Source organism: Salinirubellus litoreus, from assembly GCF_037335815.1.
In the GTDB taxonomy this organism is placed as follows: Archaea; Halobacteriota; Halobacteria; order Halobacteriales; family Haloarculaceae; genus Salinirubellus; species Salinirubellus litoreus.
Genome location: NZ_CP147841.1, coordinates 1,464,253 through 1,491,129, shown reverse-complemented (window position 1 = coordinate 1,491,129; position 26,877 = coordinate 1,464,253). Strand labels below are relative to the sequence as shown.

Annotated in this window: 29 protein-coding genes; 13 read left to right on the top strand and 16 right to left on the bottom strand. The window is 69.9% G+C overall.

The genetic code is table 11. From position 1 onward, the window contains the following. Positions 1–25: 25 nt before the first annotated feature. Positions 26–544: a DUF4188 domain-containing protein gene (locus WDJ58_RS07180; RefSeq protein WP_338916970.1), complete on the top strand. Its 519-nt coding sequence runs from the start codon at positions 26–28 to the stop codon at positions 542–544. Beyond that, positions 541–933 carry an SHOCT domain-containing protein gene (locus tag WDJ58_RS07175; protein ID WP_338916969.1) on the top strand — a complete coding sequence of 131 codons (393 nt, stop codon included), beginning with the start codon at positions 541–543 and terminating at the stop codon, positions 931–933. The genes WDJ58_RS07180 and WDJ58_RS07175 overlap by 4 nt, the downstream gene beginning before the upstream one ends. 25 nt (positions 934–958) lie before the next feature. Here WDJ58_RS07175 and WDJ58_RS07170 read toward each other — a convergent pair whose 3' ends face one another. Further along, positions 959–1,594, bottom strand: a complete 636-nt coding sequence (locus tag WDJ58_RS07170; RefSeq protein ID WP_338916968.1) for a TetR/AcrR family transcriptional regulator — start codon at positions 1,592–1,594, stop codon at positions 959–961. Positions 1,595–1,742: 148 nt separating this feature from the next. Here WDJ58_RS07170 and WDJ58_RS07165 point away from each other — a divergent pair, with 148 nt between their 5' ends. The 3 genes from WDJ58_RS07165 (at position 1,743) to WDJ58_RS07155 (ending at position 4,256) form a co-directional block, all read left to right on the top strand. Continuing rightward, positions 1,743–2,162, top strand: a complete 420-nt coding sequence (locus tag WDJ58_RS07165; protein ID WP_338916967.1) for a DUF7522 family protein — start codon at positions 1,743–1,745, stop codon at positions 2,160–2,162. A gap of 75 nt (positions 2,163–2,237) precedes the next feature. Next, positions 2,238–3,095 carry a pantoate kinase gene (locus WDJ58_RS07160; protein ID WP_338916966.1) on the top strand — a complete coding sequence of 286 codons (858 nt, stop codon included), beginning with the start codon at positions 2,238–2,240 and terminating at the stop codon, positions 3,093–3,095. Positions 3,096–3,158: 63 nt separating this feature from the next. Beyond that, entirely contained in the window at positions 3,159–4,256 is a 1,098-nt protein-coding gene (locus WDJ58_RS07155; RefSeq protein WP_338916965.1) for an aldo/keto reductase, read from the top strand. Between the two features lie 14 nt (positions 4,257–4,270). Here the strand turns inward: WDJ58_RS07155 and WDJ58_RS07150 are convergent, their stop codons facing one another. Continuing rightward, the gene (locus WDJ58_RS07150) at positions 4,271–4,441 is read right to left on the bottom strand and encodes an HVO_0758 family zinc finger protein (RefSeq protein WP_338916964.1); all 171 of its coding nucleotides are present in this window, start codon (positions 4,439–4,441) and stop codon (positions 4,271–4,273) included. A gap of 238 nt (positions 4,442–4,679) precedes the next feature. On the opposite strand from WDJ58_RS07150, the gene WDJ58_RS07145 reads away from it, so the two are divergent. From WDJ58_RS07145 to WDJ58_RS07135, 3 genes are all read left to right on the top strand, one after another. Further along, the gene (locus WDJ58_RS07145; RefSeq protein WP_338916963.1) at positions 4,680–5,876 is read left to right on the top strand and encodes an MFS transporter; all 1,197 of its coding nucleotides are present in this window, start codon (positions 4,680–4,682) and stop codon (positions 5,874–5,876) included. A 568-nt stretch (positions 5,877–6,444) separates the two neighbouring features. Beyond that, the gene (locus WDJ58_RS07140) at positions 6,445–7,548 is read left to right on the top strand and encodes a glycosyl transferase family 2 (RefSeq protein WP_338916962.1); all 1,104 of its coding nucleotides are present in this window, start codon (positions 6,445–6,447) and stop codon (positions 7,546–7,548) included. 1 nt (position 7,549) lies between these two features. After that, the gene (locus WDJ58_RS07135; RefSeq protein WP_338916961.1) at positions 7,550–8,044 is read left to right on the top strand and encodes a DUF7109 family protein; all 495 of its coding nucleotides are present in this window, start codon (positions 7,550–7,552) and stop codon (positions 8,042–8,044) included. Between the two features lie 36 nt (positions 8,045–8,080). On the opposite strand, the gene WDJ58_RS07130 is transcribed toward WDJ58_RS07135, so the two are convergent. The 6 genes from WDJ58_RS07130 to WDJ58_RS07105 form a co-directional block, all read right to left on the bottom strand. Continuing rightward, complete coding sequence (locus WDJ58_RS07130; RefSeq protein ID WP_338916960.1) at positions 8,081–9,274, bottom strand: redox-regulated ATPase YchF; 1,194 nt, start codon at positions 9,272–9,274, stop codon at positions 8,081–8,083. Positions 9,275–9,498: 224 nt separating this feature from the next. Then, the gene (locus WDJ58_RS07125; protein WP_338916959.1) at positions 9,499–10,452 is read right to left on the bottom strand and encodes a transcription initiation factor IIB; all 954 of its coding nucleotides are present in this window, start codon (positions 10,450–10,452) and stop codon (positions 9,499–9,501) included. 249 nt (positions 10,453–10,701) lie between these two features. Next, positions 10,702–12,552, bottom strand: a complete 1,851-nt coding sequence (locus WDJ58_RS07120) for a flippase-like domain-containing protein (RefSeq protein WP_338916958.1) — start codon at positions 12,550–12,552, stop codon at positions 10,702–10,704. 119 nt (positions 12,553–12,671) lie between these two features. Further along, positions 12,672–14,396 (bottom strand): radical SAM protein, encoded by a 1,725-nt coding sequence (locus WDJ58_RS07115; protein ID WP_338916957.1) that lies wholly within the window; start codon positions 14,394–14,396, stop codon positions 12,672–12,674. Between the two features lie 105 nt (positions 14,397–14,501). Beyond that, on the bottom strand, positions 14,502–14,717 hold the full coding sequence (locus tag WDJ58_RS07110; protein ID WP_338916956.1) for a hypothetical protein: 216 nt from the start codon (positions 14,715–14,717) through the stop codon (positions 14,502–14,504). 109 nt (positions 14,718–14,826) lie between these two features. Next, complete coding sequence (locus WDJ58_RS07105) at positions 14,827–15,555, bottom strand: DUF429 domain-containing protein (protein WP_338916955.1); 729 nt, start codon at positions 15,553–15,555, stop codon at positions 14,827–14,829. A 218-nt stretch (positions 15,556–15,773) separates the two neighbouring features. Here WDJ58_RS07105 and WDJ58_RS07100 point away from each other — a divergent pair, with 218 nt between their 5' ends. Further along, positions 15,774–15,932 (top strand): DUF7559 family protein, encoded by a 159-nt coding sequence (locus WDJ58_RS07100; RefSeq protein ID WP_338916954.1) that lies wholly within the window; start codon positions 15,774–15,776, stop codon positions 15,930–15,932. An 8-nt stretch (positions 15,933–15,940) separates the two neighbouring features. Continuing rightward, a complete protein-coding gene (locus tag WDJ58_RS07095; RefSeq protein ID WP_338917824.1) occupies positions 15,941–16,435 on the top strand; it encodes an Hsp20/alpha crystallin family protein in 495 nt (164 codons plus the stop codon). A 116-nt stretch (positions 16,436–16,551) separates the two neighbouring features. Here the strand turns inward: WDJ58_RS07095 and WDJ58_RS07090 are convergent, their stop codons facing one another. From WDJ58_RS07090 to WDJ58_RS07075, 4 genes are all read right to left on the bottom strand, one after another. Then, positions 16,552–17,331, bottom strand: coding sequence for a DUF7388 family protein (locus WDJ58_RS07090; RefSeq protein WP_338916953.1), 780 nt, complete (start codon positions 17,329–17,331; stop codon positions 16,552–16,554). A 154-nt stretch (positions 17,332–17,485) separates the two neighbouring features. Beyond that, positions 17,486–18,085, bottom strand: coding sequence for an NUDIX hydrolase (locus WDJ58_RS07085; RefSeq protein ID WP_338916952.1), 600 nt, complete (start codon positions 18,083–18,085; stop codon positions 17,486–17,488). A gap of 69 nt (positions 18,086–18,154) precedes the next feature. After that, positions 18,155–18,748: an NfeD family protein gene (locus tag WDJ58_RS07080; RefSeq protein ID WP_338916951.1), complete on the bottom strand. Its 594-nt coding sequence runs from the start codon at positions 18,746–18,748 to the stop codon at positions 18,155–18,157. A 46-nt stretch (positions 18,749–18,794) separates the two neighbouring features. Beyond that, positions 18,795–19,001, bottom strand: a complete 207-nt coding sequence (locus WDJ58_RS07075) for a DUF7312 domain-containing protein (protein ID WP_338916950.1) — start codon at positions 18,999–19,001, stop codon at positions 18,795–18,797. A 181-nt stretch (positions 19,002–19,182) separates the two neighbouring features. On the opposite strand from WDJ58_RS07075, the gene WDJ58_RS07070 reads away from it, so the two are divergent. The 3 genes from WDJ58_RS07070 (at position 19,183) to WDJ58_RS07060 (ending at position 22,595) form a co-directional block, all read left to right on the top strand. Next, positions 19,183–19,698: a hypothetical protein gene (locus WDJ58_RS07070; protein ID WP_338916949.1), complete on the top strand. Its 516-nt coding sequence runs from the start codon at positions 19,183–19,185 to the stop codon at positions 19,696–19,698. A 225-nt stretch (positions 19,699–19,923) separates the two neighbouring features. Next, positions 19,924–21,204: a phosphopyruvate hydratase gene (gene eno / locus WDJ58_RS07065; RefSeq protein WP_338916948.1), complete on the top strand. Its 1,281-nt coding sequence runs from the start codon at positions 19,924–19,926 to the stop codon at positions 21,202–21,204. Continuing rightward, positions 21,204–22,595, top strand: coding sequence for a glycerate kinase type-2 family protein (locus tag WDJ58_RS07060; RefSeq protein ID WP_338916947.1), 1,392 nt, complete (start codon positions 21,204–21,206; stop codon positions 22,593–22,595). The genes eno and WDJ58_RS07060 overlap by 1 nt, the downstream gene beginning before the upstream one ends. 10 nt (positions 22,596–22,605) lie before the next feature. On the opposite strand, the gene metG is transcribed toward WDJ58_RS07060, so the two are convergent. The 4 genes from metG to WDJ58_RS07040 all read right to left on the bottom strand — a co-directional run bounded on the left by metG (position 22,606) and on the right by WDJ58_RS07040 (position 26,872). Beyond that, positions 22,606–24,702 carry a methionine--tRNA ligase gene (gene metG / locus WDJ58_RS07055; protein WP_338916946.1) on the bottom strand — a complete coding sequence of 699 codons (2,097 nt, stop codon included), beginning with the start codon at positions 24,700–24,702 and terminating at the stop codon, positions 22,606–22,608. 304 nt (positions 24,703–25,006) lie between these two features. Beyond that, positions 25,007–25,429 (bottom strand): VOC family protein, encoded by a 423-nt coding sequence (locus WDJ58_RS07050; RefSeq protein ID WP_338916945.1) that lies wholly within the window; start codon positions 25,427–25,429, stop codon positions 25,007–25,009. 112 nt (positions 25,430–25,541) lie between these two features. After that, positions 25,542–26,228, bottom strand: a complete 687-nt coding sequence (locus tag WDJ58_RS07045) for a LiaF transmembrane domain-containing protein (protein WP_338916944.1) — start codon at positions 26,226–26,228, stop codon at positions 25,542–25,544. Between the two features lie 92 nt (positions 26,229–26,320). Beyond that, positions 26,321–26,872 carry a YqaA family protein gene (locus WDJ58_RS07040; RefSeq protein WP_380661575.1) on the bottom strand — a complete coding sequence of 184 codons (552 nt, stop codon included), beginning with the start codon at positions 26,870–26,872 and terminating at the stop codon, positions 26,321–26,323. Positions 26,873–26,877: the final 5 nt, after the last annotated feature.

Sequence of the window (26,877 nt, the reverse complement as noted above, 5' to 3'; positions counted from 1 at the left end):
TGTTGAGTGAGTACTTGCTCAGCACATGGTCGAGATACGTCACGACCGACTGCACGCCGAACGGGCCGACGACTTCGTCGTCTTCCTCGTCGGGATGCGGATCAACCGCCTCCGGAACGTCCACCGCTGGCTCCCGGTGGTACTGAGCGCCCCGCGGATGGTCGAGGAGCAGGAGCGGGAGGGACTGCTCGGTTCGCGGTTCCTCCGGTCGGGACTGCGCGAGCTCACCGTCCTCCAGTACTGGGAGTCCTTCGAGACGCTCCGGGAGTACGCCCGCGACCTGGGCACCGAACACCGGACGTGGTGGAGCCGGTTCGACCGTCTGGCGGGCGAGGACGACACGGTGGGTATCTGGCACGAGACCTACCTGGTTTCGGGGGACGGGTACGAGACGGTCTACCGGCACATGCCCGCTTCGGGACTGGGCGCTGCGGCGGGGAGCGAACTGGTGCCGGCGACCGGACCCCGTGAGTCGGCGACGGGTCGACTCGGCCGCACCGGTGAGGCGGACGGGCCCGTGGCTACCGAGGGGGGAGAGCGATGAATCACCGCTCGGCGCGACCGAGCGCTCCCGGTCCACTGATCGGGCTGGTCGCCGGGGGTGTGACCGTGGCCGTCCTCGCCGTCGCGTTCGGTCTCGGCGCACTCGGGGTCCCGTGGGCCTGGATCGCTTACCCGCTCGGGTTCGGTGGGGTGCTCCCGATCGCCGTCGGTGTGGCCGGTCGGTACGAGCGTCGGGCGCGCCCGGACGACCGACACCCGACCGACGACCGCCGGACGTCGGAGGACGCCGCCCTGGCGGAACTCCGGGGGCGCTACGCCCGCGGGGAGATCGACGAGGCGACGTTCGAGCGCCGGGTTGAGCGGCTCCTCGGAACGGAGACGGTCGACGACGCCCGCGAGTACCTCCACGCCGGCGGACCGGGGCGCTGACCCCGGAGCCGGAACCCGATCGACTCTACTGGTAGTCTTCGGGGGGCTCGACGCCCTCGGCGAGGAGGTTCGTCGCGAGGTAATCGAACAGGCGCTCGCGGACGTTCGCCTCGACGTCGCGCATGCCGAGTGCGTGGACCGCCCCGGCGGTGCCGTCGGCGGCCATCAGGAGGAACGCGGCGGTCGCCCCGGGGTCGACCTCCCGGAGCACGCCCGCTTCGATCCCACCCCCGATGATGTCCGCGAGATCGGAGAGGACGCGCCGTTCGTAGGCCTCCAGTCGGTCGCGGAACGCCGCGTCGTGTGGGGCGTATGAGAGCAGCTCCATCATCGCGACGTTCATCCCGCGCTCGAACTCGTCGTCGGGGTCGCCGAGCAGGCAGTCACAGGCCAGGTAGAGCTTCCTCACGGGGTCGGGCTCGGCCGCCGTGGCCGCGAACCGGTCCGCCGACCACTCGGTCGCCCACTCGAGGAACACGAGGATGAGGTCGGCCTTCGTATCGCAGTGATAGAAGAAGAACGCCTCGCTCTTCTCGGACTCGGCGGCGACCTTCCGCGTCGTCAGCCCGGCGTAGCCGTGTCTGGCGAGCGCCGAGCGGACGGCCTCGGCGATCTCCTCGCGGGCGTCGGGGGGCAGGTCCGACACGGCGTCCTCGGTCATGCGTCGGGGTGGTACCGGGGGAGTAAACGGCTTTCCCTCCGCCCTCGTCCTGCCTGGATCGAGCTTCGACCATCGTGGCCTCTCCTACCTTCGAAAATAACGTATCGGTCGTAGAAATGAATATATATTCACGATACGTTCCTAATGCATGGCGATCGAAACGTCACCGGCGTACGCTGACTCGCTCGTCTCGCTCAGCCGAACGGCCCTTGGGGACACCCTCAGGAGCGTCGTCCGCTTCACGCCCGAGGACTTCGAGGTGCTCTACCTCCGGTCGGACCTCGGCGTCGAACCGTCGGCGGCCCACGAAGCAAAGCACGCTCTCGTCGAGAACGAACGGCTCGGGTTCTCCACACGCGAGACCTATCGGACCCTTACCGACGAGCCGGGCGTCGAGCCGTCCCTGGGCGAGTACCTGTTCACCCTCCGGACGTTCACCGACGGCTACGTCGCACGCGTCAACGACGGCGAGGAGGGCGTACTCGTGACGACGGACGCGATGGACATCGACGCCTTCGAGGAGTTCGCCGTCGCCGCCCGGCGAACGCTGGCTGGGAAGTCCGGCTGATCGCCCCCGGAGAACTCCCCTCCACTGGCTGAGCGACCCCGAGACGTTTAGTCCGTGCCGGTGGATCCCGATACGATGAACGAAGCGACGGCGTTCGTGCCCGGCCACCTGTCGGGGTTCTCGGGCGTCCACCGCGCGGACGACCCCACGGCGGCGGGCGCACGCGGTGGCGGTATCGTCGTCTCCGAGGGCGTCCGGGTGACCGTCCGACCCACGGGAGGAGACGAACTCGTCGTCGAGTTGAACGGCGAGCCGGTCGAGTTAGAGGCCGTCTCGCGGGTGCTCGGGGCGCTCCGGGTGCCGGGTGCCCGCGTCGAGGCCGAGACGCACCTGGTGCCGGGGGCGGGGTTCGGTCTGACGGGTGCGGTCGCGCTCGGGGCGGCGCTCGCGGCGAACGCCGTCCTCGACCGCGTGCTCTCGGAGGACGAACTCCTCACGGTCGCCCACGGCGCGGAGGTGCAGGCGGGAACGGGTCTCGGTGACGTCGTCGCGGGGGCCCGCGGCGGCGTCCCGCTCCGCCTCGAACCCGGCGGGCCGGCCCACAACCGGACCGATGGGATACCCGCTCGGGGTCGAGTCGAGTACCTCACGCTCGATGGTCTCCTCGAGATCGACGCCGAACTGCCGCCGCCCGAGGCGAGCGACCTGCGCTCGGGCGCGGCCGGGCGTGCCCTCTCGGCGGTCGTCTCGGAACCGACGCTCCCCGTCTTCATGCGGGCCTCGCGTCGGTTCGCCCGCGAGGCCGACCTGCTCACCGACGAGCTCCGGGAGACGGTCGAGGCGGTGAGCCGCGCGGGCGGGGAGGCGGCGGTCGCGGCCGGCGGCCCGACCGTGTTCGCCCTCGACTCCGGGCTCTCCGATGCGGGGTACGACCCCGAGATCACCGAGATCGACCCCGCCGGCGCGAGGATGGTCCCGCGAAACGGCGATTGAGGGAGATTCGTCTCCCGGCGTCGGAACGCGGGTGTTTACTCGTCGCGAGCCCCGATGCCGGGTATGGCCACCAAGGAGGCGACCTGGGACTACCGCGATCGCTTCGACGAGCGGTTCGCGCGGACCTACTTCCGGGCGCTCTCGGGGCTCGCCGTCTCCAGCATCGGTGCGGGCACCTACCTCGGCGAGCCGACCGACGCGACCGACGACCGCTACCGCGAGGCGCTCACGGCGGCGCTGGAGTCGGGGATCAACGTCCTCGACACCGCGATCAACTACCGCGCACAGCGCTCCGAGCGGGTCGTCGGCGAGGCGATCCGGGGTTCCGAGACCGACCGCGAGGCCGTCCTCGTCGCCACCAAGGGCGGGTTCGTCCCGTTCGACGGATCCCGACCGGCGGATCCCGGCCGGTTCGTCCGCGAGGAGTACGTCGACTCCGGTATCGTCGATCCGGACGAACTCGTCCGGGGGAACTGCATCGCCCCCGACTACCTGGACGACCAGCTCGACCGCTCCCTTTCCAATCTCGGGCTCGACACGATCGACCTCTACTACGTCCACAACCCGGAGACGCAGTTGGGGGAACACTCGCGCGAGGAGGTGTACGACCGGCTGGAGGACGCCTTCACCCGGCTCGAGGAGCGTGCGGCCGCCGGCGACCTCCGGCACTACGGCGTCGCCACCTGGGAGTGCTTCCGAGTGCCCGAGGATCACGACTCCTATCTCTCGCTCCCGGAGGTCGTCAGGCGGGGGCGGGAGGCGTCCAAGCGGGCCGGCAACGCCGCCACGCACTTCCGTGCCGTTCAGTTGCCGTTCAACGTCCACATGGCCGACGCGTTCACCGTCGCGGCCCACGAGGGGGCCGACGGCCCACAGAGCGCGCTGATGTTCGCCCAGGAGTCGGGACTGAACGTCTTCACCAGCGCCTCGATACTCCAGGGTGACCTCGCCGATGACGGGTCGATCCCCGAATCCGTGGCGGCCCGGATCGAGGGGGACACGCCGGCCCAGCGGGCGATCAACTTCGCCCGGTCGGCACCCGGTGTGACCGCGTCGCTCGTCGGGATGGGCTCGACGGAGCACGTCGCGGAGAACGTGGATGCGGGGACGTTCGAGCCGCTCGGTGCGAGCGCGTTCGACGCGGTGTTCGAGTCCGGGTGACCGGGCGCGACGGGTCAGCCGACCTGTTTCCACTCCCGACCACAGTCGGGACAGAACCGCACGGAGCCGATCTCGTCGGGGTCGTTCCGGGTCTTGAGCCCTTCCTCGCACTCCGCACACACCAGCCGCTCGTACGTGTCCTTGACGATGGCCTTCGTGCGGAGGCCCTTCCGAACGGATTCCATACCCGTAGTCGGAGACCGCGTATAAAAAAGCCCGGCGGTGGTGTGACTGCCCGCGCTCCCGCCGACGCGGTTCGACGGCCGGCGCGGACGGACACCTATAGTAGCGTTTGGAAGTCTGTACTCACGGGCGGGCGGGACGAGCCCGCCCGAAGTGTGTCATCGGTTCCAAACGCTACTATATGCGATCACCCCCGGAGCCATCCGGAACGCTTGACCCGAACGGGGACGAACCCCGGCTGTGTCCCGCCGTAGACTGTTCGGATCGCTCTGCTCGATGGTGTTCCTCGTCAACCTCGGGCGAGTGGTGTTCGCCCCGCTCATCGAGCCGCTCGCTGCCGACTTCGCGGCGACTCCCGCGGAACTCGGAGCCGTGGCGACGCTCGCGTGGCTCGGCTCGGCCGTCTCGCGGATCCCGACCGGCTACGCCCTCACCCGCGTTCCGAGACACGTCGTCGTCCTCGCCTCCGGGACCGGCCTGACCGTGGCCGCGCTGTTCACCGCCTTCGCCCCCTCCGTGCCCGTCCTCATGGTGGGTGCCTCGCTCATCGGCCTCGCGGCGGGGGGCTACTTCGTCGCGGGCAACCCCCTCGTGAGCGAACTGTTCCCCGAGGGCGTCGGCCGGGCGCTCGGCGTCCACGGGATGGCCGCCGGGCTCGCGGCGGTGGCCGCCCCGCTCGCGGTCGGCGCGGTCCTCGTCCTGGCGGACTGGCGGCTGGCGTTCCTCGGTCTCGCCGTCCTCGGGGCGCTCGTCACCCTCTACACGCTGTACGCGACCCGGGGTGCGGACCTCCCGGACGCCGGGGCGAGCGACCGACACCTCTTCCGGGCGGTCCGCGCCCAGTGGCCGATCGTCCTCACCGGCGTCGTCGTGGTCGGCACGGTGGGGTTCGTCTGGAACGGCCTGTTCAACTTCTACGTCTCCTACCTCGTCGCCGGCAAGGGGCTCCCGCCGGGGACGGCCCGGACGCTGCTGACGCTCGTGTTCGCGGCCGGGCTCCCGGCGTTCCTCCTCACCGGGCGGCTGGCCGACCGGGTTCCGAACGTCCCGCTCGTGCTCGTGGTCGTCGGCGGGTTCGTCGTCACGGTCTACGCCCTGACCCTCGCGACCGGGCTTCTCACGATCGTCGTCGTCAGCGTCCTCCTGGGCTACGTCGTCCACTCGATGTTCCCCGTCGTCGACACCTACCTGCTGACCTCGCTCCCCGACCACCACCGCGCATCTGCGTACACCTTCTACTCCGCCGCGATGATGGTCGCCCAGGCACCGGGGAGCCTCGCGGTCGGGAGCCTCGTCGGTCGCGGCCTCGCCTACGACGCCGTCTTCGCCTGGTTCGCCGGCGGGCTGGCGGTCGTCCTGGTGGGGCTCGTTGGCCTCCACCTCACCGGCCACATCCCCGCCGGTCGCGTCCGGGGGACGCCCGCGGGCGAGTACTGACAGGGATCTTCGGAGTATAGTGGCGTTTGGAACCGATGACACACTCCGGGCGGGAACGGTCCTCCCGTCCGTGAGTACAGACTTCCAAACGCTACTATAGTTCATCAAGGATAGAATCCCGCCGTGTACGGCGGGCGTGAATCCGACACGCACACGTATGTTGTCTGGGGAGTGAGTAAGTATCACCGACACAAAAGACTTGAGATACCTCCGAGTCACCGGGGCAGAACCAGTGGAACCCACCGGCGGATAGGAGTAACGGAGGCGTGGCACTCCCATCGGCACGTCGGGTCGTACACGTACGTTCCCAACCCAGCGGTGCGGGGCCGTGGGAAGCCTCGCCGTGTACGGCGAGGAGGATGTCACAGTTCATGCATTTCCCCGAGAATCATGCCCCGTGACCCACGTCGAACGGTCGAATCCTCCGGCTGACTACGACTATCCCTATGCGCGAGTGACGGGTGGACGGGCCCGCTTCCGTCCGGGCTACGGTTCGAACGTCACCCGGTGGCGGTGACGGCCGCCTCGAACCACAGGGACTTGTGACCGCCGCCCCTCCGGACCGTCGATGGAGTACGTACAGGAGCGTGTCACGACGCTCCACGACTTCACCGACCCGGTCCCCGACGCGCCCGTCGAGGAGAGCGCGGTGGTCGTCCCGCTGACCGAGCGCGAGCACGCGAGCCTCGCCGCCGAGCGCGTGTTCACCGCCCTCGAGGACGTCGACCCGGGCCGGGTCGTCGTCGCCCTCCGGGCCGAAGCGGGGAGGGTCGCCGACGTCGACGCCTGGCTCGACTCGTTCGACGTCGCTCACGAGACGCTCTGGTGTGACGGTCCACGACTGGGCGACCTGCTCGCCGACGCGGGGCTGAACGGGAGTCGGGGGAAGGGACGGGACGTCTGGCTCGCGCTCGGGGCCGCCAGCGACGCCCCGTACGTGGCCGTCCACGACGCCGACGCCAGGACCTACTCCCGCGGACACGTTCCCCGGCTCCTCTTCCCGCTCGCCCACGGCTTCGACTTCTCGAAGGGGTTCTACGCCCGCGTCGAGAACCGCCGGCTCTACGGACGGCTGTGCAGGCTGTTCTACGAGCCCGTCGTCGCCGCGCTCGCCGAGGCCCACGACGAGCCGGTACTCGACTACCTGGGGGCGTTCCGCTACGCGCTCGCGGGGGAGTTCGCGGCGACGAGCGACGTGATCAGGTCGCTCCGGATCCAGCGGGGCTGGGGACTCGAACTCGGCACGCTCGGCGACGCCTTCCACGCCGCGGGCTTCGACCGTTCGGCGCAGGTCGACCTCGGTATCCACGAGCACGACCACCGGGCGGTCGGCGGCCCCGCCGGGCTCTCGACCATGAGCGAGGAGGTTGGCGCGGCGCTGTTCCGCGCCGTCGAGGAGGGCGGCGTCGCCCCCGACTACGGGACGCTCCCCGGGCGGTACGTCGAAACCGCCGAACGGTTCCTTCGGGGGTACGCCGTCGACTCGGCGTTCAACGGCTTAGAGTACGACCGGGCCGGCGAACGCGAGCAAGTAGTCGAGTACGCCGACGCCATCGCCCCGCCGGGCGAGGACGACCGGCTCCCGGCCTGGGCGGACGCGCCCGTCTCCGTCGAGGCGGTCCGCGAGACCGCCCGAGCCGACCTCGACGCGGCGCGGGAGGAGGTCCGCTGAGATGCCCTCCGAGGACACCCTCGACGTCGACGGGGACGCCCTCGCGGGCGTGGTCGACCTGTTCGGCGCGCTAACCAGATCGGAGCTCGAGCGGGCGCTCGAGGAACTGGCGTACAAGGAGGGGGTCGACCCGCCCGCTCCCGGGGTCGTCGACCGGGCGATAGAGCGGTACGCGATCGTGACCTGTGGGGCCGAGGGGGGTACCGTCAGGGGCGAGGGGGACGACGAACTGCTCGTCCCCGGGCCGTCGGCGTTCCCGTCGCTCCCGCCGGGGGCCGAGGACCTCCCCCACATCATGGACGTCCCCTCGCGTTCGGTCGATCGGGGGGCGGTCGGCCGAGCGGTGGAGGAGCGGTTCCGGGCCGACGTCGCCCGGGCGCTGGCGAGCGAGGACGGGGCACTCGTCGAGCGCCTGCTCGACGTCTCCTACGACCTCGACGCCTGGGGGCTCGACCTGACCGACCTGCGCGAGCGGCTCGACGACGCCCGGGAGTAGGCTCTGCCCCGTCACGAGCGGCCTCGGGTGGTCGACTCAGGCGGTCGTGATCAGTTCGACCACGTCGCGCGATTCGAGTTCGTGACCCGCGCCGACCTGCCGCTTCGAGCGACAGTCGATACCGTGGAGCAGGCCGTCGCCGATGTCGGTGTGGAGGAAGTAGGCGAAGTCCTCGACCGTCGCGTCCGGCGGGAGGAGGAAGCAGTCGCGCAGCACCTTCCCGTCCTCGTTCTTTACGCCTTTGGCGCTGCCGGGGAACACCGGAACCACTCCCAGCACGTCGAACAGCGCCGCCTCGAGGGTCTCCTGGACGCCCGTTCCACCGTACTCGGAGACGAATCCGCGTATCTGCTCCAGCCCGCGCTTCTGCTCCATCGAGACGTCGCCCGTCACCTCGAACCCGCCCGCACCGGGTTCGTACTCGACGACACCGCTCTCGCTCGCGTTCTTGAGTGCCTTCTCCGCGTGGGCGCTCACGGGGACGAACTCCAGGTGGTCGTACTCGGGGTCGTCCGTGATTGCCTCCCAGTTCTCGCGGGCGTCCGGGTGATCCATCTTGTTCGCCGCGATCACGATGGGTTTGGTCCGCTTGCGGAGTTCGCGCGCGAGCGAGAGACGGTCCGCCTCGTCCCACGACGCCGGATCGAGTGAAAGCGAGAGCGAGAGCACCACCTGCTTCGCGAGGTCTGGGGAGACGCCGAAGGCGTCCATCTGCGTCGCCACGTACTCCTCGATCTCGGGCTCGGAGCCCCCGTAGGCTCCCTCGAACTTCTCGATGGCTTTCTCCAGAACGCCGAGGTACCACCGGTCGAGTTCGTTCTCGAGGAACTCCACGTCCTCGCGGGGGTCGTGACCCTCCGTGGGCTCACCCTCGATATCGGTCGTGCCGGAGAAGTCGACGACGTGGACGAGCACGTCCGCCTCGTTCAGGTCCGAGAGGAACTGGTTCCCGAGGCCCTTGCCCTCGTGAGCGCCGGGGATCAGCCCCGCCACGTCGACCAGTTTCGTGGGCACGTACCGGGTCCCGTCCAGACAGAAGCCCGTCTCGGGCGTGCAGGTCTCCCCGAACTCCGGGGCCGCACACGTCACCCTGACGTACGCCTCGCCGACCGAGGGGTCGATGGTGGTGAACGGGTAGGCTCCCTCCGGGACGTCGTTCATCGTCGCGGCGTTGAAGAGCGTCGACTTGCCCACCGAGGGCTTGCCGACGAGTCCGATCCGGTAGCTCATTGTACGGGATTCGCTCCCGCGGGTTCAAACCTTGCGAACCGTTCGGACACCTGGGAGGTCGTGCCACGGGACGAGCTATCGAACGACGAACCCGGTCGGCGAACCGGTCCCGGTGTTCGGATCCGCGCGGAACCTCGCCACTGGTCGCCCGTTTCCGACCACACAGTAGCGAGCGGGTGATTGCGTGCCGGTCGAGTCGGGACGGTACGGCGCTCGGCCCCGTCTCAGAACGTCTCGATGCTCTGCTCGGCTTCGAGGAGTTCGTGGTAGCGGTTCCGGATCGTCACTTCCGAGACGTCGGCCACGTCGCTGACCTCGCTCTGGGTCACCTTCTCGTTGCTGAGCAGCGCCCCGGCGTAGATGGCCGCGGCGGCGAGCCCCACCGGGGACTTCCCGGAGTGGATGCCGGCCTCGCGGGCGCTGTCGAGGAGCTGTCGCGCCCGGGCCTCGGTCTCCTCGGTGAGCCCCAGCGCGGAGGCGAATCGGGGGACGTAGCTCCCGGGGTCGGCGGGTTCGATCTCCAGGCCGAGTTCGCGGGCGACGTAGCGGTACGTTCTCGCCACCTCGGCCTTCTCGACGCGGGAGACGGCCGCGAGCTCGTCGAGGCTCCTCGGGACGCCGGCCTGTCGGGCGGCGGCGTACACCGCGGCGGTGGCGACTCCCTCGATGGACCGCCCCGGGAGGAGGTTCTCCTGGAGGGCACGACGGTAGACGACGCTCGCGGTCTCCCGGACGTTGTCGGGGAGGCCTAACGCGGACGCCATCCGGTCGATCTCGCCGAGGGCCTGCTTCAGGTTGCGCTCGCGGGAGTCGCGGGTGCGGAACCGCTCGTTCCACTTGCGAAGCCGCTGCATCTTCTGGCGCTGGCGGGAGTCGAGCGAGTTGCCGTAGGCGTCCTGGTTCCGCCAGTCGATGTTCGTCGACAGCCCCTTGTCGTGCATCATGTTCGTCGTCGGCGCGCCGACGCGGGACTTCCGGTCGCGTTCGCCGGCGTCGAACGCGCGCCACTCGGGACCGTGGTCGATGCCGTCCTCCTCGACGACGAGACCACAGTCGGTACAGACCGTCTCGCCGTGCTCCGTGTCGGCCACGAGGTTACCGCCGCACTCCGGGCACCCCTCGGTCTCGGCCGCTCGCTCCGTACTCTCTTGCTCTCGTTCGCGTACGTTCTCGCTCATCGGTGGGCATCGCGTGCTCCCGGGCGTGGAACACCCCCCAGATCCCGGGAAACAGACGTTGGTGGCGTTACGTACTCGTGGTATTTAAAAGGGCTGGTGTGATCATCGAAATCGCCCGGAATCAGGGGTCCGGAGCGGATATACGGCCGATCGGTCGGCGGTTTATATGCCAGTCCGGTCCCCGTCGTCGCACCCGTCCGAACGCGGGTGTTCGCTCGATCCCGGTGTCACACCGGGCCCCGAGTGGACTCAGCCGTTGCGGACGGACGCGGTGTCGGCGTCGGCCTCGCTCGCCTCCTCCACCGCCGTCGTGAGCGAGACGTTCAGCAGGAGCGTCGACGCGACGCCCCCGGCGACCGTGACGACGTTCTTCACCGCGTGGTCGACGATGGCGATCGCCAGCGCGACGTACGGCGTCAGCACCGGGTCCGCGGTGAGGCCGACGACGATGAGGGTGAACGCCCCCTCGTAGAGGCCGATCCCGCCGGGTGAGAGCGGGAGCACCTTCGCGAGGTTACCGACGCTCACCGCGAAGAAGCCGGCGGCGAGGACCGCGGGGGTGAGCGAGACGCCGAACGCCGCGAAGACGGCGAGCGCGGTCACGACGTCGACCGTCCAGACGAGCAGGCTCGATATCCCCACGCGGGCGAACGCGCCCCGGTCGCCCGCCACGGCCTGGATATCGCCGACGAACTGGCCGATCACCGCGGAGACGTAGTCGGCGTAGGAGTCGTCGCTGATCCTCGCCATCGTCCGGTGGACGAGGTCGGTGTCCCGGCGTGCGCTGGCGACGATCACCCCGACCGCGAGGACGGCCAGCGCGCCCACGAACGCCGCGACTCGGATCGCCGTCCGGGCGGCCCCGCCGGGATCGATCGTCTCGCCGCCGATCGTTATCGCCCCGACGTCGGCGGCGATGGCCGAGGCCACGTCGCCGACCCCTCCCGTGAGTACGAGCCCCACGAGCACCGTCCCCGCGAGGACCGTGATCGAGAGCAGGTCGAACACGCGCTCGACCGCCAGCGACGCGAACCCCGTCGGATAGGGGATGCCACGCCGGGCCTTCACGACGTACGCCCGGACGGCGTCGCCGGCGCGGGCGGGGAAGACGAGGTTGCCGGTCTGTGAGATGAATATCGCGCCGGTGAGAAAGCCCGTCTTCTCCTGGTAGCCCAGTTCGGCGAGTATGTCGCGGTAGCGCAGGCCGCGTAGCGGCCACGAGACGACGTATATCAGCCCGGCGATGCCGACTAGCAGCGGGTCGGCCCCGACGATGGCGTCGAGCACCGCGGCGGGTTCCAGGTAGACCGTCATCAGCGCGATCGCCACGACCACGAGCAACGTCCCGCCCGTGAGGGTGACCCGACGGGTGATCCGCGGCGATACCGACAGCTCCCAGAACGTCCGGAGGACCTGCGAGCCCATCCCGAGGACGTCCCGGACGAGATCGACCTTCGTGTCGCCCTTGGGCTCCCACTCGACGGGGAACTCCTTCACGTCGTAGCCGCGGCGCTGGGCCTTCACCAGTATCTCCGTGTCCCAGAACCAGTGGTCGTCCCCCACCGCGGGCAGGAGGGCGAACAGCGCCTCGCGGTCGAACGCCTTGAATCCGCACTGGTGGTCCCTGAGATCGGAGCGCAGGACGGCCCGGACGAGCGTGTTGTACCCGTCGGAGGCGACCCCGCGTTCGGTCTCGCGGGGCTGTCTCGCCCCGGGCATCCGTCGCGAGCCCGTCGCCACATCGTACCCCTCCGTCCTGACGCTCTCGACGAGCTCCTCCAGGTGGCCCATGTCCGTCGCGAGGTCGGTGTCGTAGTAGACCAGCGTGTCGCCGCGGGCGGCCTCGAACGCCCGTTCGAGGGCACCGCCGCGGCCCAGCCGCTCGTCGCTGTGGAAGTGCCGCACCTGGGCGTCCTCGCGGGCGAGCCGGTCGGCGATCTCCGGCGTTCGATCGGAACAGCCGTCCTCGGCGACGATCACCTCGAAGCTCCCCTCGGGGAGGAACGAGGCGAGCGTCGAGAGGGAGATCCTGACCGTCTCCTCGATGGTCTCCTCCTCGTCGTAGGCGGGGAGGACGACGCTCACCTCGACGCCTGTCATCGTCGGGGGAACGCCCCGGGGGGCTAAGTGCCTTCCTTTCGTTCCGCGTCGGGAACAGTCCGGGAACGGTCTTAGACCCCCGCTAACCGGCCGACAGGACGGTCACGTGGACTCGATTCTCAGTCGGCCGCTCCGGGGACACGTACCGCGAGAAACCGATCCCTGATCGCCGGGCCGACGTCGACCTCCGCGGTCGAGGCGTAGGGCCGCCCGACGACGATATCGCCCGCACGGCCCTTCCCGATGCCGGGGACGGCCCGTAGCTCCTTCATCGACGCCTCGTTCGCGTCCAGCGGGTGGGGTACGCCGGTCACCGAGCGGTACCCGTGGGCCGTCACGGCGACGTCGAGGGTCGTCCCGAGGTCGCGCTCGCCGGGGATGCCCACCAGCAGGGGGTACGTCCCGAGCTGTCGGCCGAACGTCTTCCCGTCCTGGTGGTACTCGAGGTGGACGTCCGGGAGCACCGTCCCCGGCGGAGCCACGCGCTTCAGCATCGGGTTGTCGATCTCCTCACGGATACGGCGCTTGTAGGGCTTGAACTGCTGCCTGTGCTCCTTCGCGATGTCGGCGCCCGTCTCGGCCATCTCGGTCCCCTCGAACGCCATCACCTGCCGGACGTTCACCCGCCGGAGCAGCAGCCCCTCCTCCAGTACCCGCTGGAGGAACTCGACGTTGTGCTCGTAGGTCTCCGGGCGCTCGCCCTGGAGGCCGTGGACGAGGTTGATCCCGGGGAGGAGCTTCGGGAGACGCCGTGGAGCGTCGTCGCCGAACGTCGGTGCCTCTTCGGGGTCCTCCCCGGGTCGCCACCCCCCCGCCTCGTTGACCACCCGTACCGCCTCCAGGCACTCCTCGGCCGTGACGAGCAGGTTGTTCTCCTCCTGGACCACCGGATCGGCCGACTCCAGACCGAACGCCGCCGTGTCGCCGGGCGTGTTGTGCTCGGCGATGATACGGATCCCCTCCCTCGATCGCTCGGGGTACTCGACGATCGTGACCGGGTTCATGTTATCGAGGTGTAGAGTCTCGAGGTCGGGCGCGACCTCGCGGATACCGCCGTAGAGTTCGCGCAGGGCGTCCGGGTTGGGCGCTTCGCCATCCCCGCCGAACGCGAGGATGTCCGCCTGTCTCCCGAGCCGGAAGTGTCGCACCCCCCGTTCGTAGAGCTGCCCGACTTCCCGGACGACCGACTCGGCCGACCGGAACGCGGGGTTGCCGTAGAGCGGTTCCGTACAGAACGAGCACCGGTAGGCACAGCCCCGCGAGGTCTCCATCTCCGCGATGAGGTAGTCGGGGTGGTTCGGGTGCTGTTCGACGACGAACGCCCCCTTCGCCCCCCAGCGATCGATCTCCTCGTTGTCCCGGACGCGGTCGCCAAACCCCTCCAGCCCGTTCCGCACGAGGTCGTACGCCGCCGCCTCGACGTCGCCCTTCGCGACGAACTCGTAGTCGAGGTCGTCGCGCTCGGTGTCCTGTGCGCCGGCGTTCTCCTCGCCGACGCCGAACCTGACCGGGCCGCCCATCAGCGTCGTCCCGTCGGCGACCCACGCGAGTTCGCGCACCTCGTCGGGCTCGGCGGGCGTCCCGCCCACGTACTTGCCGGGGACGGTCATCCCGCCGACGTAGATCAGCAGATCGGCCTCCTCGACGTCGCGCCACCGCGAGCGCTCCTCGCGCAGCCCGTCGATGGTGTGGTAGGTTACCTGCGACTCGGGGACGCCGGCGTCGACGATGGCACCTGCCGTGTACCGGGGGTACGTCGAGACGTACGGCGGCACCCCGAAGTGTGCGGGCTCGTCGACGTAGCCGTCGACGATGGTGACCGAGAGGTCCGCCGGATCGTTCATGGACCGTGATACCCGCCGGAGGAGTAAAACGGGAGCGGTCATGGGTCGAGTTCTCCCTCGAAACCCCCGACACCGGATGGCGTCGGTCTGCTGCGTACGGTCGCCCTATCGGTCAGCGGGCTTGCTTCGACTCTTCCGTGAAATATAGGCGACTAACCCGAGCAGGCCGAAGAATCCGTAGACGATCCCACGGATACGAGGCGACGACCGATCCCGCCTCTTGCAGTCTTGATACACGTAGTACCCAACCGTCGGCCAAAAGATCAGTAGGTAGAGCCCAACACGGAGGAGCGCGCCATTGTACGCGGTGAGGACGTCCACGCTGAACAGCTGTGCTATGTCGAAGTATAAGCGTTGGTACACGATACGGGCCCTCTGTCCGGCACGACTCTCGAAACGTATCGCTGTCCGGAAGTTTCGGGTGGATCAGTCAGATATAGATGTACCCCTCGACGGGATCGTAGTGCTTCCCCTCCACCTCGAACTCCGAGCCGGCCGCGTTGGCAGTCGCCACTGCCGCGACGAGGCTGTCGAGCGCGTCCCCATCCGCGTCGTCGAGCACCGCCTCCTCGAACCGCTCCGGGAGGGTCATCCCCCACCGGCGCAGGCCGTCGAGTGTTCGCTCCCGCCGCTCGCGGGCCTCGGGACCGGGCTCCTTGTACCGACGGTCGGGGAGGCCGAGGTCCCGGAGGGTCGCCGCGGGGTATATTTCCAGGAGCGTCGGAACCCCCTCTACCGGAGCCATCGGCTGGACGCTCACCACGTTCTCCTCTACCAGCGGAGCGAGGACGTCGCGGATCCCGTGGAGCGTCTGGTACCGGGTGATGTTGCTGTACGGGGAGTTCGCGGCACGCTCGGCGTCCGTCCGGCGTTTGTGCTCGACGCCCCCGGTCCTCGAACGACGCCCCCACCCCCGTAGCGTCTCCTGCATCCCCGGCGCGTCCGCGTCCCCGAACCGCTCGCGGAACCAGGCCAGGAACTCCACCCATCCGTCCTCGGGGAGCGCCCCGGCCTCGGCGAGTACCGCCCGGGGGAGGCCGAACGAGAAATCCAGTCCGACCGTCCCCTCGGCGTCGGCCAGGAACCCGCGTAACTCCTCCAGCAGCGGCGCTCGCCTCGTGACTCCGAACTCCAACCCCGCCGATCGTACGCCCGTCACGGAGAGCCCTCCGCTATCTACACTGCCGCTGGCGATCCATATCTTGCACCCGGGCTCGGCCGCCCCGCTGAAGTCGACGCCGTGAACGTTCACACGCGACCGACGAGCGCCGACCCGATAACGTTCGAGGGAGCAGGGGCCATCGAACCGCTTCGACCGGGCCGTCTCGCCCGCACGGAGGCGGGGCATTCATGTTCGCCCCGGCCCTATCCCCGGCTATGCCAAAGACGCTCGAAGTGGCCTGCACGGACGAGGAGTGCGACCTCGACATGTTCGAACTCCACTACACGTACAACATGCCGGACGGGACGGGCGTCGAGTCGTTCGCCTGCCCGCACTGCGGGTCGGCCGACGCGCTCGAGGAAATCCAGGTCTGACGATGTCGATGCTGCGTGACATCGGCGAGTCCATCGGCACTGCGGTCCTCGACGGGATCGGCCGGGCGGCATCGCGGCTCCAGGAGCGCCGCCCGCTCGCGGTCGATCTGCTCGAGAGCGACGACGCCTACCTCGCGGTGTTCGACGCGCCCGGCGTCGAGGCCGGGGACGTCCAGGTCCGGTTCGAGGACGACGCCATCCTCGTGCGCGTCGACCGCTTCCGCGAGTTCTTCGAGGGTTACGAGATGCGGCTCCCCGGCCGCGGGATGTCGCTCGACGGCCGTGCCAAGCTCCCCGCCGGGGTGAGCGTCGATCCCGAGAGCGCGACGGCCACCCTCACGGACAACGGCACGCTCCGCGTCGAACTCCCGAAGGTCGAGACCGACGAGGACCGCCCGGTCGAGATAGCCACCGAGGAGGACGACGGGACCGACGTCGAGACGACGGACGTCGGGACCTCCACGGGCGAGTTCGAGGGAGCCGACTCGACCGACGAGGAGTAGGGGGTAACGAGAGGTCGGGGCAGACCCCACTCGTCACCCGATCGCTGGCGATCCGAGCGACCGCTCTACGCCGGATCCGATCCCGCCCCTCCCGGCCCGGACGACCCCGTGCCCACCTACTTCAGGAAGTCACCGATCCCGCGCGCCGGGTACGCGACGACGTGGTCGGCCCCGGCCTCGCGGAGCGCCTCGACCTGCGAGCGGACCTCCTCGACGCTCCCGACGAGCGCGTAGTCACGGACCGCGGTCGAGAGCACGTCGCGTGCGCGGCCACTCGCGTTCGCGCCGGTCGGCGCGCCCTCGGGGAGCGCCCGTGCGACGGGGCCGCGCCGGGCGGCGTAGGCCCCGACCCCGTCGAGGATGGCGTCCTCGTCGTCGGTGAGGACCGTCGGCGCGTAGACGGCGATCTCGCCGTCGAACCCGGCCGCGCGGAGCGCCCGGAGTTCCGACTCCGTGCGCCGCGAGAGGAGGTCGTACTGCACCCCGCCGGTCGCCATCGCGAGCCGCTCGACCCCCTCGGTGCCGACCCAGGCGTCGGGCGCGTCCTCCAGCGCGCGGCCGAGCCGCGGCGCGACCGCCCGTTCGCGTTCCGTCTCGCTCAGGTACGCCGGGTGACCGGCGACGAGCACCCGCCGGACGCCCGAGGGGAGTCGATCGAGGAGGGAGTCGTCGCCCAGCGGGTCGAACCCGTCCGCCCTGACGGGCGTCGTCACGAGCACCCGTTTGGCGTCGGCGAGCCGCGAGAGCGTCCGCTCGTCCGGAACGTGCTCGCGCCCCTCGTAGTCGACGGCGACGGTGTCGACGGGCAGGTCCCGTCCCCGCGAGACGTCGCACTCGGCGGGCTTGAGCGTCACCACGTCGATGCCAGCGCGCGTCAGCGTCTCCCCGGTCAGCATGGTCTGTAGTCGTGGGTCGTCGCTCGCGCGACCGGCCTCCAGGTCGCCACGAACGACGTGTCTGTCACGGGGAAGCCGTGCCCGCCGTAAAACCGTATCGTTCCCCGAACACCCCTCTCGTCGTGGTCCCGGGTCGGGCGTCGACGACCCGAGTTCACACCTGGAACTCGGCGTCGGGCCCGACCCGGCGGTCCGGCTCCTCGGGGACCGTCCAGTCGGTGGTGAGTTCGAGCAGCTGGGCGAGGATGCGGGCGGTCGCCCCCCAGACGACGTAGCCCTCTACCCGGAAGTAGTGGAGCCGGATGTCCCCGTAGTAGGGGTGATCGCGGCGCTCGGAGTCGTAGTTCGCGAGATCGATCAGGTCCTCGACGGCGAGGACGGCCAGCTCCGTCACTTCGGTCATGTCGGGGCTGTACTCCCGGTCGGGAACCCGGGCGACGTAGGGGCGAACCGAGTAGCGCGAGGTGGTTCGGATGTCGTCGAGCCGGCCGATCACCTCCGCCTCGGCCGGATCGATGCTGGCCTCCTCGTTCGCCTCGCGGAGCGCGGTCCTCCGGAGGTCGGGATCGCTCGGCTCGCGCCCGCCCCCCGGGAACGCCATCTGTCCCGCATGGCTCGAGAGGTCGGCGGATCGCTTGACGAACAGCAGGTGCGGCCGCTCGTCCCGGGTGACCACGGGGGCGAGGACGGCGGCCTCGCGCTCCTCGTCGGTCACCTCAGTCGGGGCGTGTCCCGACAGCCGCGAGAGGTCCATACCCGTCCGTACGTGGTCGTCCGTAATAACCGCCCTGCTACGGCCGGGGGGCGAACGACGTCGCCCGGATCAGGCGGTCTCGGGCTCGCCGTCGCGGTCCCGCTCCGCTCCCGACGACCCCGACTCCTCCCGCTCGCGGCGACGACGCTCCCTGGCGAGTTCGCGGTCGATGTCGTCGTCGAGCCGCGAGAGCGCCTCGACGGTGACGACGTTCCCGCCGCCCGGGTCGACCACGATCACCTCCTCGCCAACCTCGATACTGCCGCTGACGGTCCGGGCCTGGTAGTGGGGGTTGAACCCGCCCTCCTCCAGTTTGACCTCGCCGTCGGTCTCGGTCACGCGCTCGGTCACGCGGCCGGTCTTGCCGCGCAACGAGTCCGAATCCGACGTCCGGCCCGACCCGCGCCCGCCGTAGAAGTCGAACTCGCGGTAGGCCCACAGCGCGGCCGCGCCCGCCCCCAGGACCACCGCCGCGAGCACGAACGGGGTGACGGCGGCCATCGACGGCGGGAGGAGCAGCCCGACGAGTCCCGCGACCAGTAACGCCACCCCGAGGACGATGAAGTGCGCTCCCGGTGCCAGCGCCTCCGCGACGATGAGGCCCGCGCCCGCCAGCAGCAGCACGAACGAGAGCGGGAGTCCGAGCCCCGGGACCTCTGCCATACCCGGGGGTAGGCACCGGCGGAACGTAACGGTTCGGGATGCCGAACTACCCGACGGCGAACCGCAGGAAGACGAAGAGCGTCGCGACGACCCCCAGGACGACGAACGCGGCACCCTCCAGCGACCAGGACTCGGGTTCGACCGGGATCTCCGACGGGGCGGTGAGCCCCTCGCTCGTCCCGTCCCCACCGTCCTCACCCTCGGCGTCGGAGAGGTCCTCGAGTTCGAACCGCCATTCGTCGTCGTCGGCCATACCACGGGTTGGAGTCCGGGATTCAAACCCCTTGTGGCACGGTCGGGATCTGCCCTCGGAACGCCCCGAACCGGGAGCCGGTGACGGGATCGGACCGCGACGGGCCCGACTCTGATGCTTTCCGGATTCACGGATTGAGCGGACGAAAAGCGCTTAGCCGACGCGCGCCCTTCGGGGGGACATGACATCCAGGGGTGGGCGTCTACTCGGTGTACTGCTAGCCGTCGCGGTCGTACTGTCGGTCGTTCCGGGAGCCGTGCTCGCACAGGACGCGGGCGACGGGGACGACGCGGACGACGTGAACGTCGACCGACTCGTCGAGGTGTACAACGCGAACACCGATCAGGCACCCGGTATCGTCCGCGGGCGACTGGCGGGACGGAGCGTCGAACTCCGGGTCGGCGAGGGGTCGACGGTCGCCAGCGCGGACACCGGCACGGTCTACCACTTCACCACCGCCGAGGACGGCACCATCACCGACTACGGCGAGGGGGCAGCCGAGGACCCCGACTACCGGGCCCTGACCAGCGAGGACGCCTTCTTCGCCGTCCTCGACGCGTCCGATCCGGCCGCCGAGTTCGAACGACAGCGCCGGGCCGGCGACATCCGGATCAACGGCGTCGGCGTCACGAACACCGTGGTCGTCGAGGGCGCGAAGTTCGCCGGCTGGGTCGGCAAGTCGACCGGTCTCTTCTGAGCGGGACGCTCGTCGTCCGTCAGTGGCGAACACCGCTTCTGGCCCCTCGCCGGAAGCCGTTACGACCTGCCTTGCGATTCCGCCGTGTCCCGTCGACTCGACGCTACGACCCGATCAGTGCCGGCCGGTTCCGACCACTGCGCCACCCGGGTCGAACGCCGGGCGGTAGCGCCCGGCCCCGGTGCCCGGAACACCTTTGTACGCGTTCCTGGCATCCACGGACGAATGAGCGGGTTCGAGATACGAACGGTCGGTGCGAGGGAGATCCTCGACTGCCGCCTGGAGCCGACGCTCCGGGTCACGGTCGAGACCGACGCCGGCTTCCGGGGACGGGCGGACGTCCCGGCCGGCCGGTCGACGGGCTCTCACGAGGCGGTCGAGTTGCGTGACGGCGAGGACCGCTTCCGCGGCAGGGGCGTCAGGACGGCGGTCGGGACCGTCGAGGAGACGGTCGCCCCGGCGCTCGCCGGGACGGACGTGCGCGACCAGCGCGCGGTCGACGACGCGCTCCGCGATCTCGACGGCACGGGGCGGTTCGCCGAGATCGGCGGGAACACCTCGACGGGGACCTCCCTCGCCGCCCTGAAGGCCGCCGCGGACGGGCTGGACGTCCCCCTTCACGAGCGGGTCGCGGACGTCGCCGGTCGGGAGGAGGTGACGCTCCCGGTCCCGTTCCTCGACGTGATCGAGGGGGGCGAGCTCGCCGCGACGGAGCTCGGCTTCCAGGAGCACCAGCTGATCCCCACGAACGCCGAATCGTTCGCCGAGGCGATCCGGATGGGCGCGGAGGTCTACTACGAACTCGGCGATCGACTCGAGGCGGCCTACGGGGACGCCTCGCGGAACGTCGGTGTCGAAGGGGGGTACACCCCGCCCGGGATGACCGACCCGCGCGAGGCGTTCGACGAGATGCTCGCCGCCGTCGAGGAGTGCGGCTACGGGGACTCGTTCGCACTCGGGATCGACGCCGCCGCGACGCACTTCCACGACCCCGAGACGGGGACTTATTCGCTGATGGGCGAGACCCACACGCCCGCGGAGATGATCGACGTCTACGACGACCTGACCTCGACGTACCCCCTCGAATCGATCGAGGACCCCCTCGACGAGGCGGACTTCTCCACCACCGCGGCGCTGACCGAGCGCCTCGACTGCCAGGTGATCGGCGACGACCTCTTCGTGACGAACCCCGAGCGGGTCGAGCGGGGCGTCGAGGCGGGTGCCGCGAACGCGCTCCTCCTCAAGGTGAACCAGGTCGGGACGGTTACCGGCGCGTTCGACGCCGCGGCGACCGCGAGCGAGAACGGCTACGCCGTCCAGGTCTCCGAACGATCCGGACAGACCCCCGACCCCTGGCTCGCGGACGTGGCCGTCGGGCTCGACGCGGGACAGATAAAGACCGGCGTCACCCGGGGCGAGCGCACCGAGCAGTACAACCGGCTCCTCGGGATCGAGGAGCGGCTGGGCGGGGACGGGCACTACGGGGGCTGGCCGCCGGCGACCTGATGGCCCCCATCGAGAACCGAGAGGCGCTGTGCTCGCACGGCGACGCCGCCGCCGCCCGGGAGTTCCTCCTCGACGTCGTCGACGGCGCGCTCGCGGCGGTCCACCCCGACCGACTCGTTCCCGAGCGGATCGCACTCGACGGGGAGACGCTCGTCGTCGACGGCCGTCGGTACGACCTCGGATCGACCGATCGGGTGCTCGTCGTCGGCGCGGGGAAGGGGTCGCTCGCGCTCGTCCGCGCCGTCCGCGACGTGCTCGGCGACCGGCTCTCCGGCGGGGTCGTCGTCGAGAAGCGCGGTGACGATATCGACGGCGAGGGTGAGAACGCCCGGGGAGCCGTCCCCGACGGCGTCGAGGTCCACGAGGCCGGTCACCCGATCCCCGACGAGGCGGGCCACCGGGCCGCACGGGCGGTGACGGACCTGGCAGAGAGCGCCGGCGAAGACGACCTGGTGCTCGCGTGTATCACGGGCGGCGCGTCGGCGCTCCTCCCGTTGCCGGTACCCGGGATCACGCTCGACGAACTGGCCGAGACCACCCGAGTACTCCTCGAGGCCGGCGCGCCCATCGAGGACGTCAACGCGGTCCGGAAACACCTCTCGCGGATCAAGGGCGGTCGGCTCGCCGAAGCGATCCACCCCGCGACGACGGTGAGCCTGATCATCGTCGACGAGGTGGCGGGCGAGCCGTGGGGACCGACCGTGCCCGATCCGACCACCTTCGCCGACGCGGTGCGGGCGCTGGAGCGCCACGGCCTGCGCGATCGGGTACCTCCCGTCCTCGAACACCTCACCGAGAGCCAGGACCACCCCGACCGGGAGACGCCGACCCCCGACTCGTTCGGTCGGCTCGACACCCACGCCGTCGTCCTGGCCGACGCGGGGGACGTCTGCGAGGCGGCGTGCGAGCGCGCGGAAGCGCTCGGCGTGGAGGCGATGCTCCTCTCGACGGTGCTCGAGGGTGAGAGCCGCGAGGTCGGGACCTGTCTGTCGGGCATCGCGAAGGAAGTGGCGGCGAGCGGACGCCCCGTCGAGCCGCCGTGCGCCATCGTCTCGGGCGGGGAGACGACCGTCACTGTCGGGGAGAATGCCGGCGAGGGTGGCCCGAACCAGGAGTTCGCGCTCGGTGCGGCACTCGGTGTCGCCGGCCTCGATGCCGCCGCCGTCGCGGTCGGCACGGACGGAACCGACGGGCCGACCGACCTCGCCGGCGGGCTGATCGACGGCGGGACGGCAGGCCGGGCGGAGCGGATGGGCGTCGATCTCCACGAAACGTTACGGCGACACGACGCCGCGAACGCCCTCCGTGAGCTTGGAGATGCCGTCTACACTGGCCCCACCGGGACGAACGTCATGGACCTGCGGGTAGTCCTCGTGCGGGACGCGGAGTAGTCGGGGCGGACTACTCCACCCGCTCGCCCGGTTCGGCGTCACCGAGCGTCGTCAGGAGGTCGGCCTGCTCGCCGGCGGCCAGCAGCATCCCGTTCGACTCGACGCCGAACAGCTCCGCCTTCTCCAGGTTGGCGACGACGACGATCTTCGTCCCCGGTAGCGACTCGACGTCGTGGAGCTGCTTGATCCCGGCGACGATCTGTCGGGTCTCGACGCCGATGTCGACCGTCAGTCTCACGAGTTCGTCCGCCCCCTCGATCGGCTCCGCGGACTCGATGCGGCCCACGCGGATGTCGAGCTCCTGGAAGTCGTCGAAACTGATCCGCTCGTCGGTGACGGGATCGAGATCGGTAGTCACGTCACCGGATCCGTCGTCCGTCGCCTCGTCGCTTTCGCTTTCCGTCGTGTCGTCCTCCGTGTCGCTGGCGGATGCCTCGATCCGCTCCGCGAGCTTCCCGTTCAGCTCCTCGACGCGCTCGTCGACGACCTTCTCGAACGGCTCGGTCGGCTCGTCGAACTCGGCCGCGGGCGGTTCGAGCGCGGCGTCGAGGGTCACGTCCCGGACCTCCCTGCTGTCGCCGCCGAAGACCGCCCACAGCTCCGCGGCCTTCCCGGGGGCGATGGGCTCGAACAGGACGGCGATGGCCTTCGCCAGCTGGACGCAGTCGCGGATGACCTGCTCGGCGTGTTCGGGGTCGTCATCCGTGAGGTTCCAGGGCTCCTCGCGCTGGATGTACTCGTTGCCGAACCGCGCGAGTCGGACCGCCGAGTCACCCACCCCGCGGATGGAGTAGTCGTTGACCGCCTCGCCGAACTCCGCTATCGCCTCCTCGATCCGCTCCTCGACCTCCGCCGAGACGTCGGCGTCGGGCGTCCCGCCGTAGTTGCGCTCCGCGAACAGCGTCGACCGGTAGAGGAAGTTTCCGACCGTTCCGACGAGCTCGCTGTTCACCCGCTCGGCGAACTTCTCCCAGGAGAAGTCGACGTCCTGCTGGAGCCCCCCGTTGGTCGCGAGGTAGAACCGCAGCAGGTCGGGGTGGAACCCCTCGTCGAGGTACTCGTCGGCCCAGACGGCGCGGTTGCGCGAGGTCGAGAGCCCCTTCCCGTTGATGGTGATGAACCCCGTCGCCGCCACCGCGCGCGGCTCGGTGTACCCGGCGGCGTGGAGCATCGCCGGCCAGAACACCGTGTGATGCTGGATGATGTCCCGGCCGATGACGTGGACCACCTCGCCGTCCTCGCGCCAGACCTCCTCCCAGTCGTAGGTATCGGGGCCGACGCGCTCGGAGTACTGTTTGGTACTGGAGATGTACTCGATGGGGGCGTCGACCCAGACGTAGAGCACGAGATCGTCGGCATCCTCGCCCGGGTAGTCGATCCCCCAGTCCATGTCCCGGGTGATACACCAGTCCCGGAGTTCGCCCTCGATCCACTCGCGGGGCTGGTTCCGCGCGTTCGAGGTCCCTTCGAGGCGGTCGATGAACCCCTGGAGGTACTCCTGGAGTTCCGAGACGCGGAAGAATTTATGAACTCGCTCGCGGTACTCGGCGGGGTTTCCGGTGACGACCGAGATCGGGTCCTCGACCTCGCCGGGTTCGAGGTGTCTCCCGCATCCCTCGTCGCACTCGTCGCCGCGGGCCTTCGCCCCGCAGTACGGGCAGGTCCCCTCGACGAACCGGTCGGGGAGGTACTGGTCGGCCTCGGGATCGTAGCCGACCATGATCTCCTTCTCGTAGACGTACCCCTCCCGTTCGAGGGTGCGGACGATCTCCTTCGTCGTCCCGACGTTCGTCTCGTCGTGGGTGTGGCCGTAGTTGTCGAAGTCGACGTTGAACCGGGGGAACGTCTCCTCGTACGTCTCGTGCCAGCCCATCGCGAACTCCTCGGGCGAGACGCCCTCCTCGGCGGCGTTGACCGCGATCGGCGTCCCGTGCATGTCCGACCCGCAGACGTAGGCGGTGTTCTGCCCCAGCTTGCGGAGGGCGCGGTTCAGCACGTCCGCCCCGACGTACCCCCGGAGGTGGCCGACGTGCAGGTCGCCGTTCGCGTACGGCAGCCCGCAGGTCACCACCGCCGGTCGGTCGGTCGGGAACTCGTCGTGGCTCATATCGGTTTCTCTGGTGTGGCGGGCGTAAAACCCGCCGGTCCGTCGTTCGTGGGCGATACGGACGAAGGCCATCGGTTTCGCGGTCCGGCACGGCCGTATGAGAGCCGGGAGGCACGGAGTGTCTCGAAAGCGAGGGGTGGAACACCTCGGAAGGAACGGTCTGCCGACGGCGACGGCTACGCGAGCGTGCGCATACCGCGGGTAAACGTGAACGCGAGCCGTCGGATCACGCTCGGGACTACTCCGCGGGTCGAGAAAAAAGTCGCGGTCGAGATGTCACACTCCCGGACCCGTCCGACCGTTACTAACTCGTGTTACTCCCCGAACCGCGAGACATGAGCCCGATACGGTTCCCTGCTGGATCCGTGAGTATCCCGTAGCTAGCCCCGTCAGCCGTCTCCTGGGGACCGGCCCGGACCTCCCCGCCCGCGGGTTCGACGGCCGCGAGCGCCGACTGGAGATCCTCGACGGCCAGGTAGACGAGCGGACCCGAGTCGCCGGTCGTGTACGCCACCCGCGTCCCCTCCTCACCGACCGGATGCTCCCCGACGGGTGTCAGTGCCCCCGTGACGTCGCCGTCTTCGGCCGTGAACATCGGATACGACCCCCCGGCGTCCTCGTCGACCGCGAACTCACAGCCGAGCACCGTCGCGTAGAACTCCCTCGCCCGGTCCACGTCCTCGACCGGTATCTCGAACCAGTCCACCGTTCCAGTCGTCCCTGTCACGGACGATCACCCGGCCGACGACCGGGCGGCCCTGCTATTGAGGCTGTGCCGGGCGGGGTGAAACTGAAAGAAGTGAGAGAGCGATCGCATCGGCGGGCCGGTGGTCGGCGGTTCAGTCCTTCAGTTCGATGCCGCCGAAGGCGACGAACCCGCTCACCACGAGGTCGACCTCCTCGTGTCCCTCACCCGCGTCCCGGAGCCGCGAGTCCTCCACGCCGCCGAGGATCGGGAGCGCGTCGAACTGGACGTTCCACTCCCTCGGGGCGACGATCTCGGCCGCGCCGAACAGCACCGTCGCGTTCACGCGCACCGGCGGGCTCCCCGGCTCGCGGTCGACGTCGCGGAGGTCGAGGGTCGTCCCGCCGAACAGGGCGGTGAGATCGGCCTCGCGGAACGTCGGCGAGGTGGCCCGGCGCTCGACGCCGCCGAACAGCGCAAACGCGTTCACGTAGTCGCCCTCGGTCCCCGCCGCCCGTGGGCGGATCTGCCCGAGCGCGATCGAGACGCCGAGGAGTATCACGAGCACGGGCCAGAGGTCGACCACGGTCGACCCCGCGACGAGGTCGAGCGCGACGAGCTGCCAGGTGCCCGCCGCGAGCACGACGAGTACCGGGCCGGTCAGGTTGCGGAAGCCGCTCGCGACGAGCGCGTACAGCCCCACGAGGACGAACAGCGACGGGACGTACCCGAGGAGCGGCCCGGTGTCGTAGACGCCGGTCGTCCGCAGCAGGAGGACGAGCCCGACGAGTATCACGACACCGCCGAGGACCGCCCCGCTCGAGAGACGTCTGGTGTTCATGCGACGACTACGCTCCCCCGGAGCAAGAACGCGCGCTTGGACCCCGCCAATCCCGTCAATCCCGCCCACTCCCGTCCACTCTCGGGGTCGAATCAGACGATGGCCGCGGCCCCGCCGAGCAGAGCGACGGTCACGAGCAGTCGACCGACGCTCCCGACGAACGTCGCCGCCGCGAACTTCAGGTAGTCCTCCTCGAGGACGGAGAACGCGTAGATCGAGAGCGTGTCGGGGAAGAAGGGGACCGAGAGCGCCATCGCGAGGCCGATGTAGCCGTACTTTCGGGCGAGTTCGACCGTCCGGCGCTCGGACCAGGCGACGACGTCGAACCGCGAGCGCCGTAGCAGGCCGATCACCGGGCCCGACTGTTTGGCCTGGTGGCCGAGGGCGAACGCGAGGACGCTCCCGCAGGCCTTCCCCGTCCCGCTGACCACCATGATGATCGCGATCTCGACGGCGTACGGTAGTCCCAGGCGGAGGGGCGTCGCGAGCACGACCTCCGAGGGGAGCGGCAGGACGAACGCGATGAGGAAGGAGTAGACGAAGATGATGACCAGCCCGAGCGGGCCGGTCGCCCGGGCGACGGCCGCCTCGAGCGTGTGGTAGATCCCCTGGTGGAAGCTCAGCGGGAGGTCGACCACGGCCACCGACG

Bases quoted from the DNA above. Each gene is read 5' to 3' on its own strand.
- WDJ58_RS07180 (WP_338916970.1), top strand. From the start codon at position 26: ATGGTCGAGATACGTCACGACCGACTGCACGCCGAACGGGCCGACGAC.
- WDJ58_RS07175 (WP_338916969.1), top strand. From the start codon at position 541: ATGAATCACCGCTCGGCGCGACCGAGCGCTCCCGGTCCACTGATCGGG.
- WDJ58_RS07170 (WP_338916968.1), bottom strand. From the start codon at position 1,594: ATGACCGAGGACGCCGTGTCGGACCTGCCCCCCGACGCCCGCGAGGAG.
- WDJ58_RS07165 (WP_338916967.1), top strand. From the start codon at position 1,743: ATGGCGATCGAAACGTCACCGGCGTACGCTGACTCGCTCGTCTCGCTC.
- WDJ58_RS07160 (WP_338916966.1), top strand. From the start codon at position 2,238: ATGAACGAAGCGACGGCGTTCGTGCCCGGCCACCTGTCGGGGTTCTCG.
- WDJ58_RS07155 (WP_338916965.1), top strand. From the start codon at position 3,159: ATGGCCACCAAGGAGGCGACCTGGGACTACCGCGATCGCTTCGACGAG.
- WDJ58_RS07150 (WP_338916964.1), bottom strand. From the start codon at position 4,441: ATGGAATCCGTTCGGAAGGGCCTCCGCACGAAGGCCATCGTCAAGGAC.
- WDJ58_RS07140 (WP_338916962.1), top strand. From the start codon at position 6,445: ATGGAGTACGTACAGGAGCGTGTCACGACGCTCCACGACTTCACCGAC.
- WDJ58_RS07135 (WP_338916961.1), top strand. From the start codon at position 7,550: ATGCCCTCCGAGGACACCCTCGACGTCGACGGGGACGCCCTCGCGGGC.
- WDJ58_RS07130 (WP_338916960.1), bottom strand. From the start codon at position 9,274: ATGAGCTACCGGATCGGACTCGTCGGCAAGCCCTCGGTGGGCAAGTCG.
- WDJ58_RS07125 (WP_338916959.1), bottom strand. From the start codon at position 10,452: ATGAGCGAGAACGTACGCGAACGAGAGCAAGAGAGTACGGAGCGAGCG.
- WDJ58_RS07120 (WP_338916958.1), bottom strand. From the start codon at position 12,552: ATGACAGGCGTCGAGGTGAGCGTCGTCCTCCCCGCCTACGACGAGGAG.
- WDJ58_RS07115 (WP_338916957.1), bottom strand. From the start codon at position 14,396: ATGAACGATCCGGCGGACCTCTCGGTCACCATCGTCGACGGCTACGTC.
- WDJ58_RS07100 (WP_338916954.1), top strand. From the start codon at position 15,774: ATGCCAAAGACGCTCGAAGTGGCCTGCACGGACGAGGAGTGCGACCTC.
- WDJ58_RS07095 (WP_338917824.1), top strand. From the start codon at position 15,941: ATGCTGCGTGACATCGGCGAGTCCATCGGCACTGCGGTCCTCGACGGG.
- WDJ58_RS07090 (WP_338916953.1), bottom strand. From the start codon at position 17,331: ATGCTGACCGGGGAGACGCTGACGCGCGCTGGCATCGACGTGGTGACG.
- WDJ58_RS07085 (WP_338916952.1), bottom strand. From the start codon at position 18,085: ATGGACCTCTCGCGGCTGTCGGGACACGCCCCGACTGAGGTGACCGAC.
- WDJ58_RS07080 (WP_338916951.1), bottom strand. From the start codon at position 18,748: ATGGCAGAGGTCCCGGGGCTCGGACTCCCGCTCTCGTTCGTGCTGCTG.
- WDJ58_RS07075 (WP_338916950.1), bottom strand. From the start codon at position 19,001: ATGGCCGACGACGACGAATGGCGGTTCGAACTCGAGGACCTCTCCGAC.
- WDJ58_RS07070 (WP_338916949.1), top strand. From the start codon at position 19,183: ATGACATCCAGGGGTGGGCGTCTACTCGGTGTACTGCTAGCCGTCGCG.
- eno (WP_338916948.1), top strand. From the start codon at position 19,924: ATGAGCGGGTTCGAGATACGAACGGTCGGTGCGAGGGAGATCCTCGAC.
- WDJ58_RS07060 (WP_338916947.1), top strand. From the start codon at position 21,204: ATGGCCCCCATCGAGAACCGAGAGGCGCTGTGCTCGCACGGCGACGCC.
- metG (WP_338916946.1), bottom strand. From the start codon at position 24,702: ATGAGCCACGACGAGTTCCCGACCGACCGACCGGCGGTGGTGACCTGC.
- WDJ58_RS07045 (WP_338916944.1), bottom strand. From the start codon at position 26,228: ATGAACACCAGACGTCTCTCGAGCGGGGCGGTCCTCGGCGGTGTCGTG.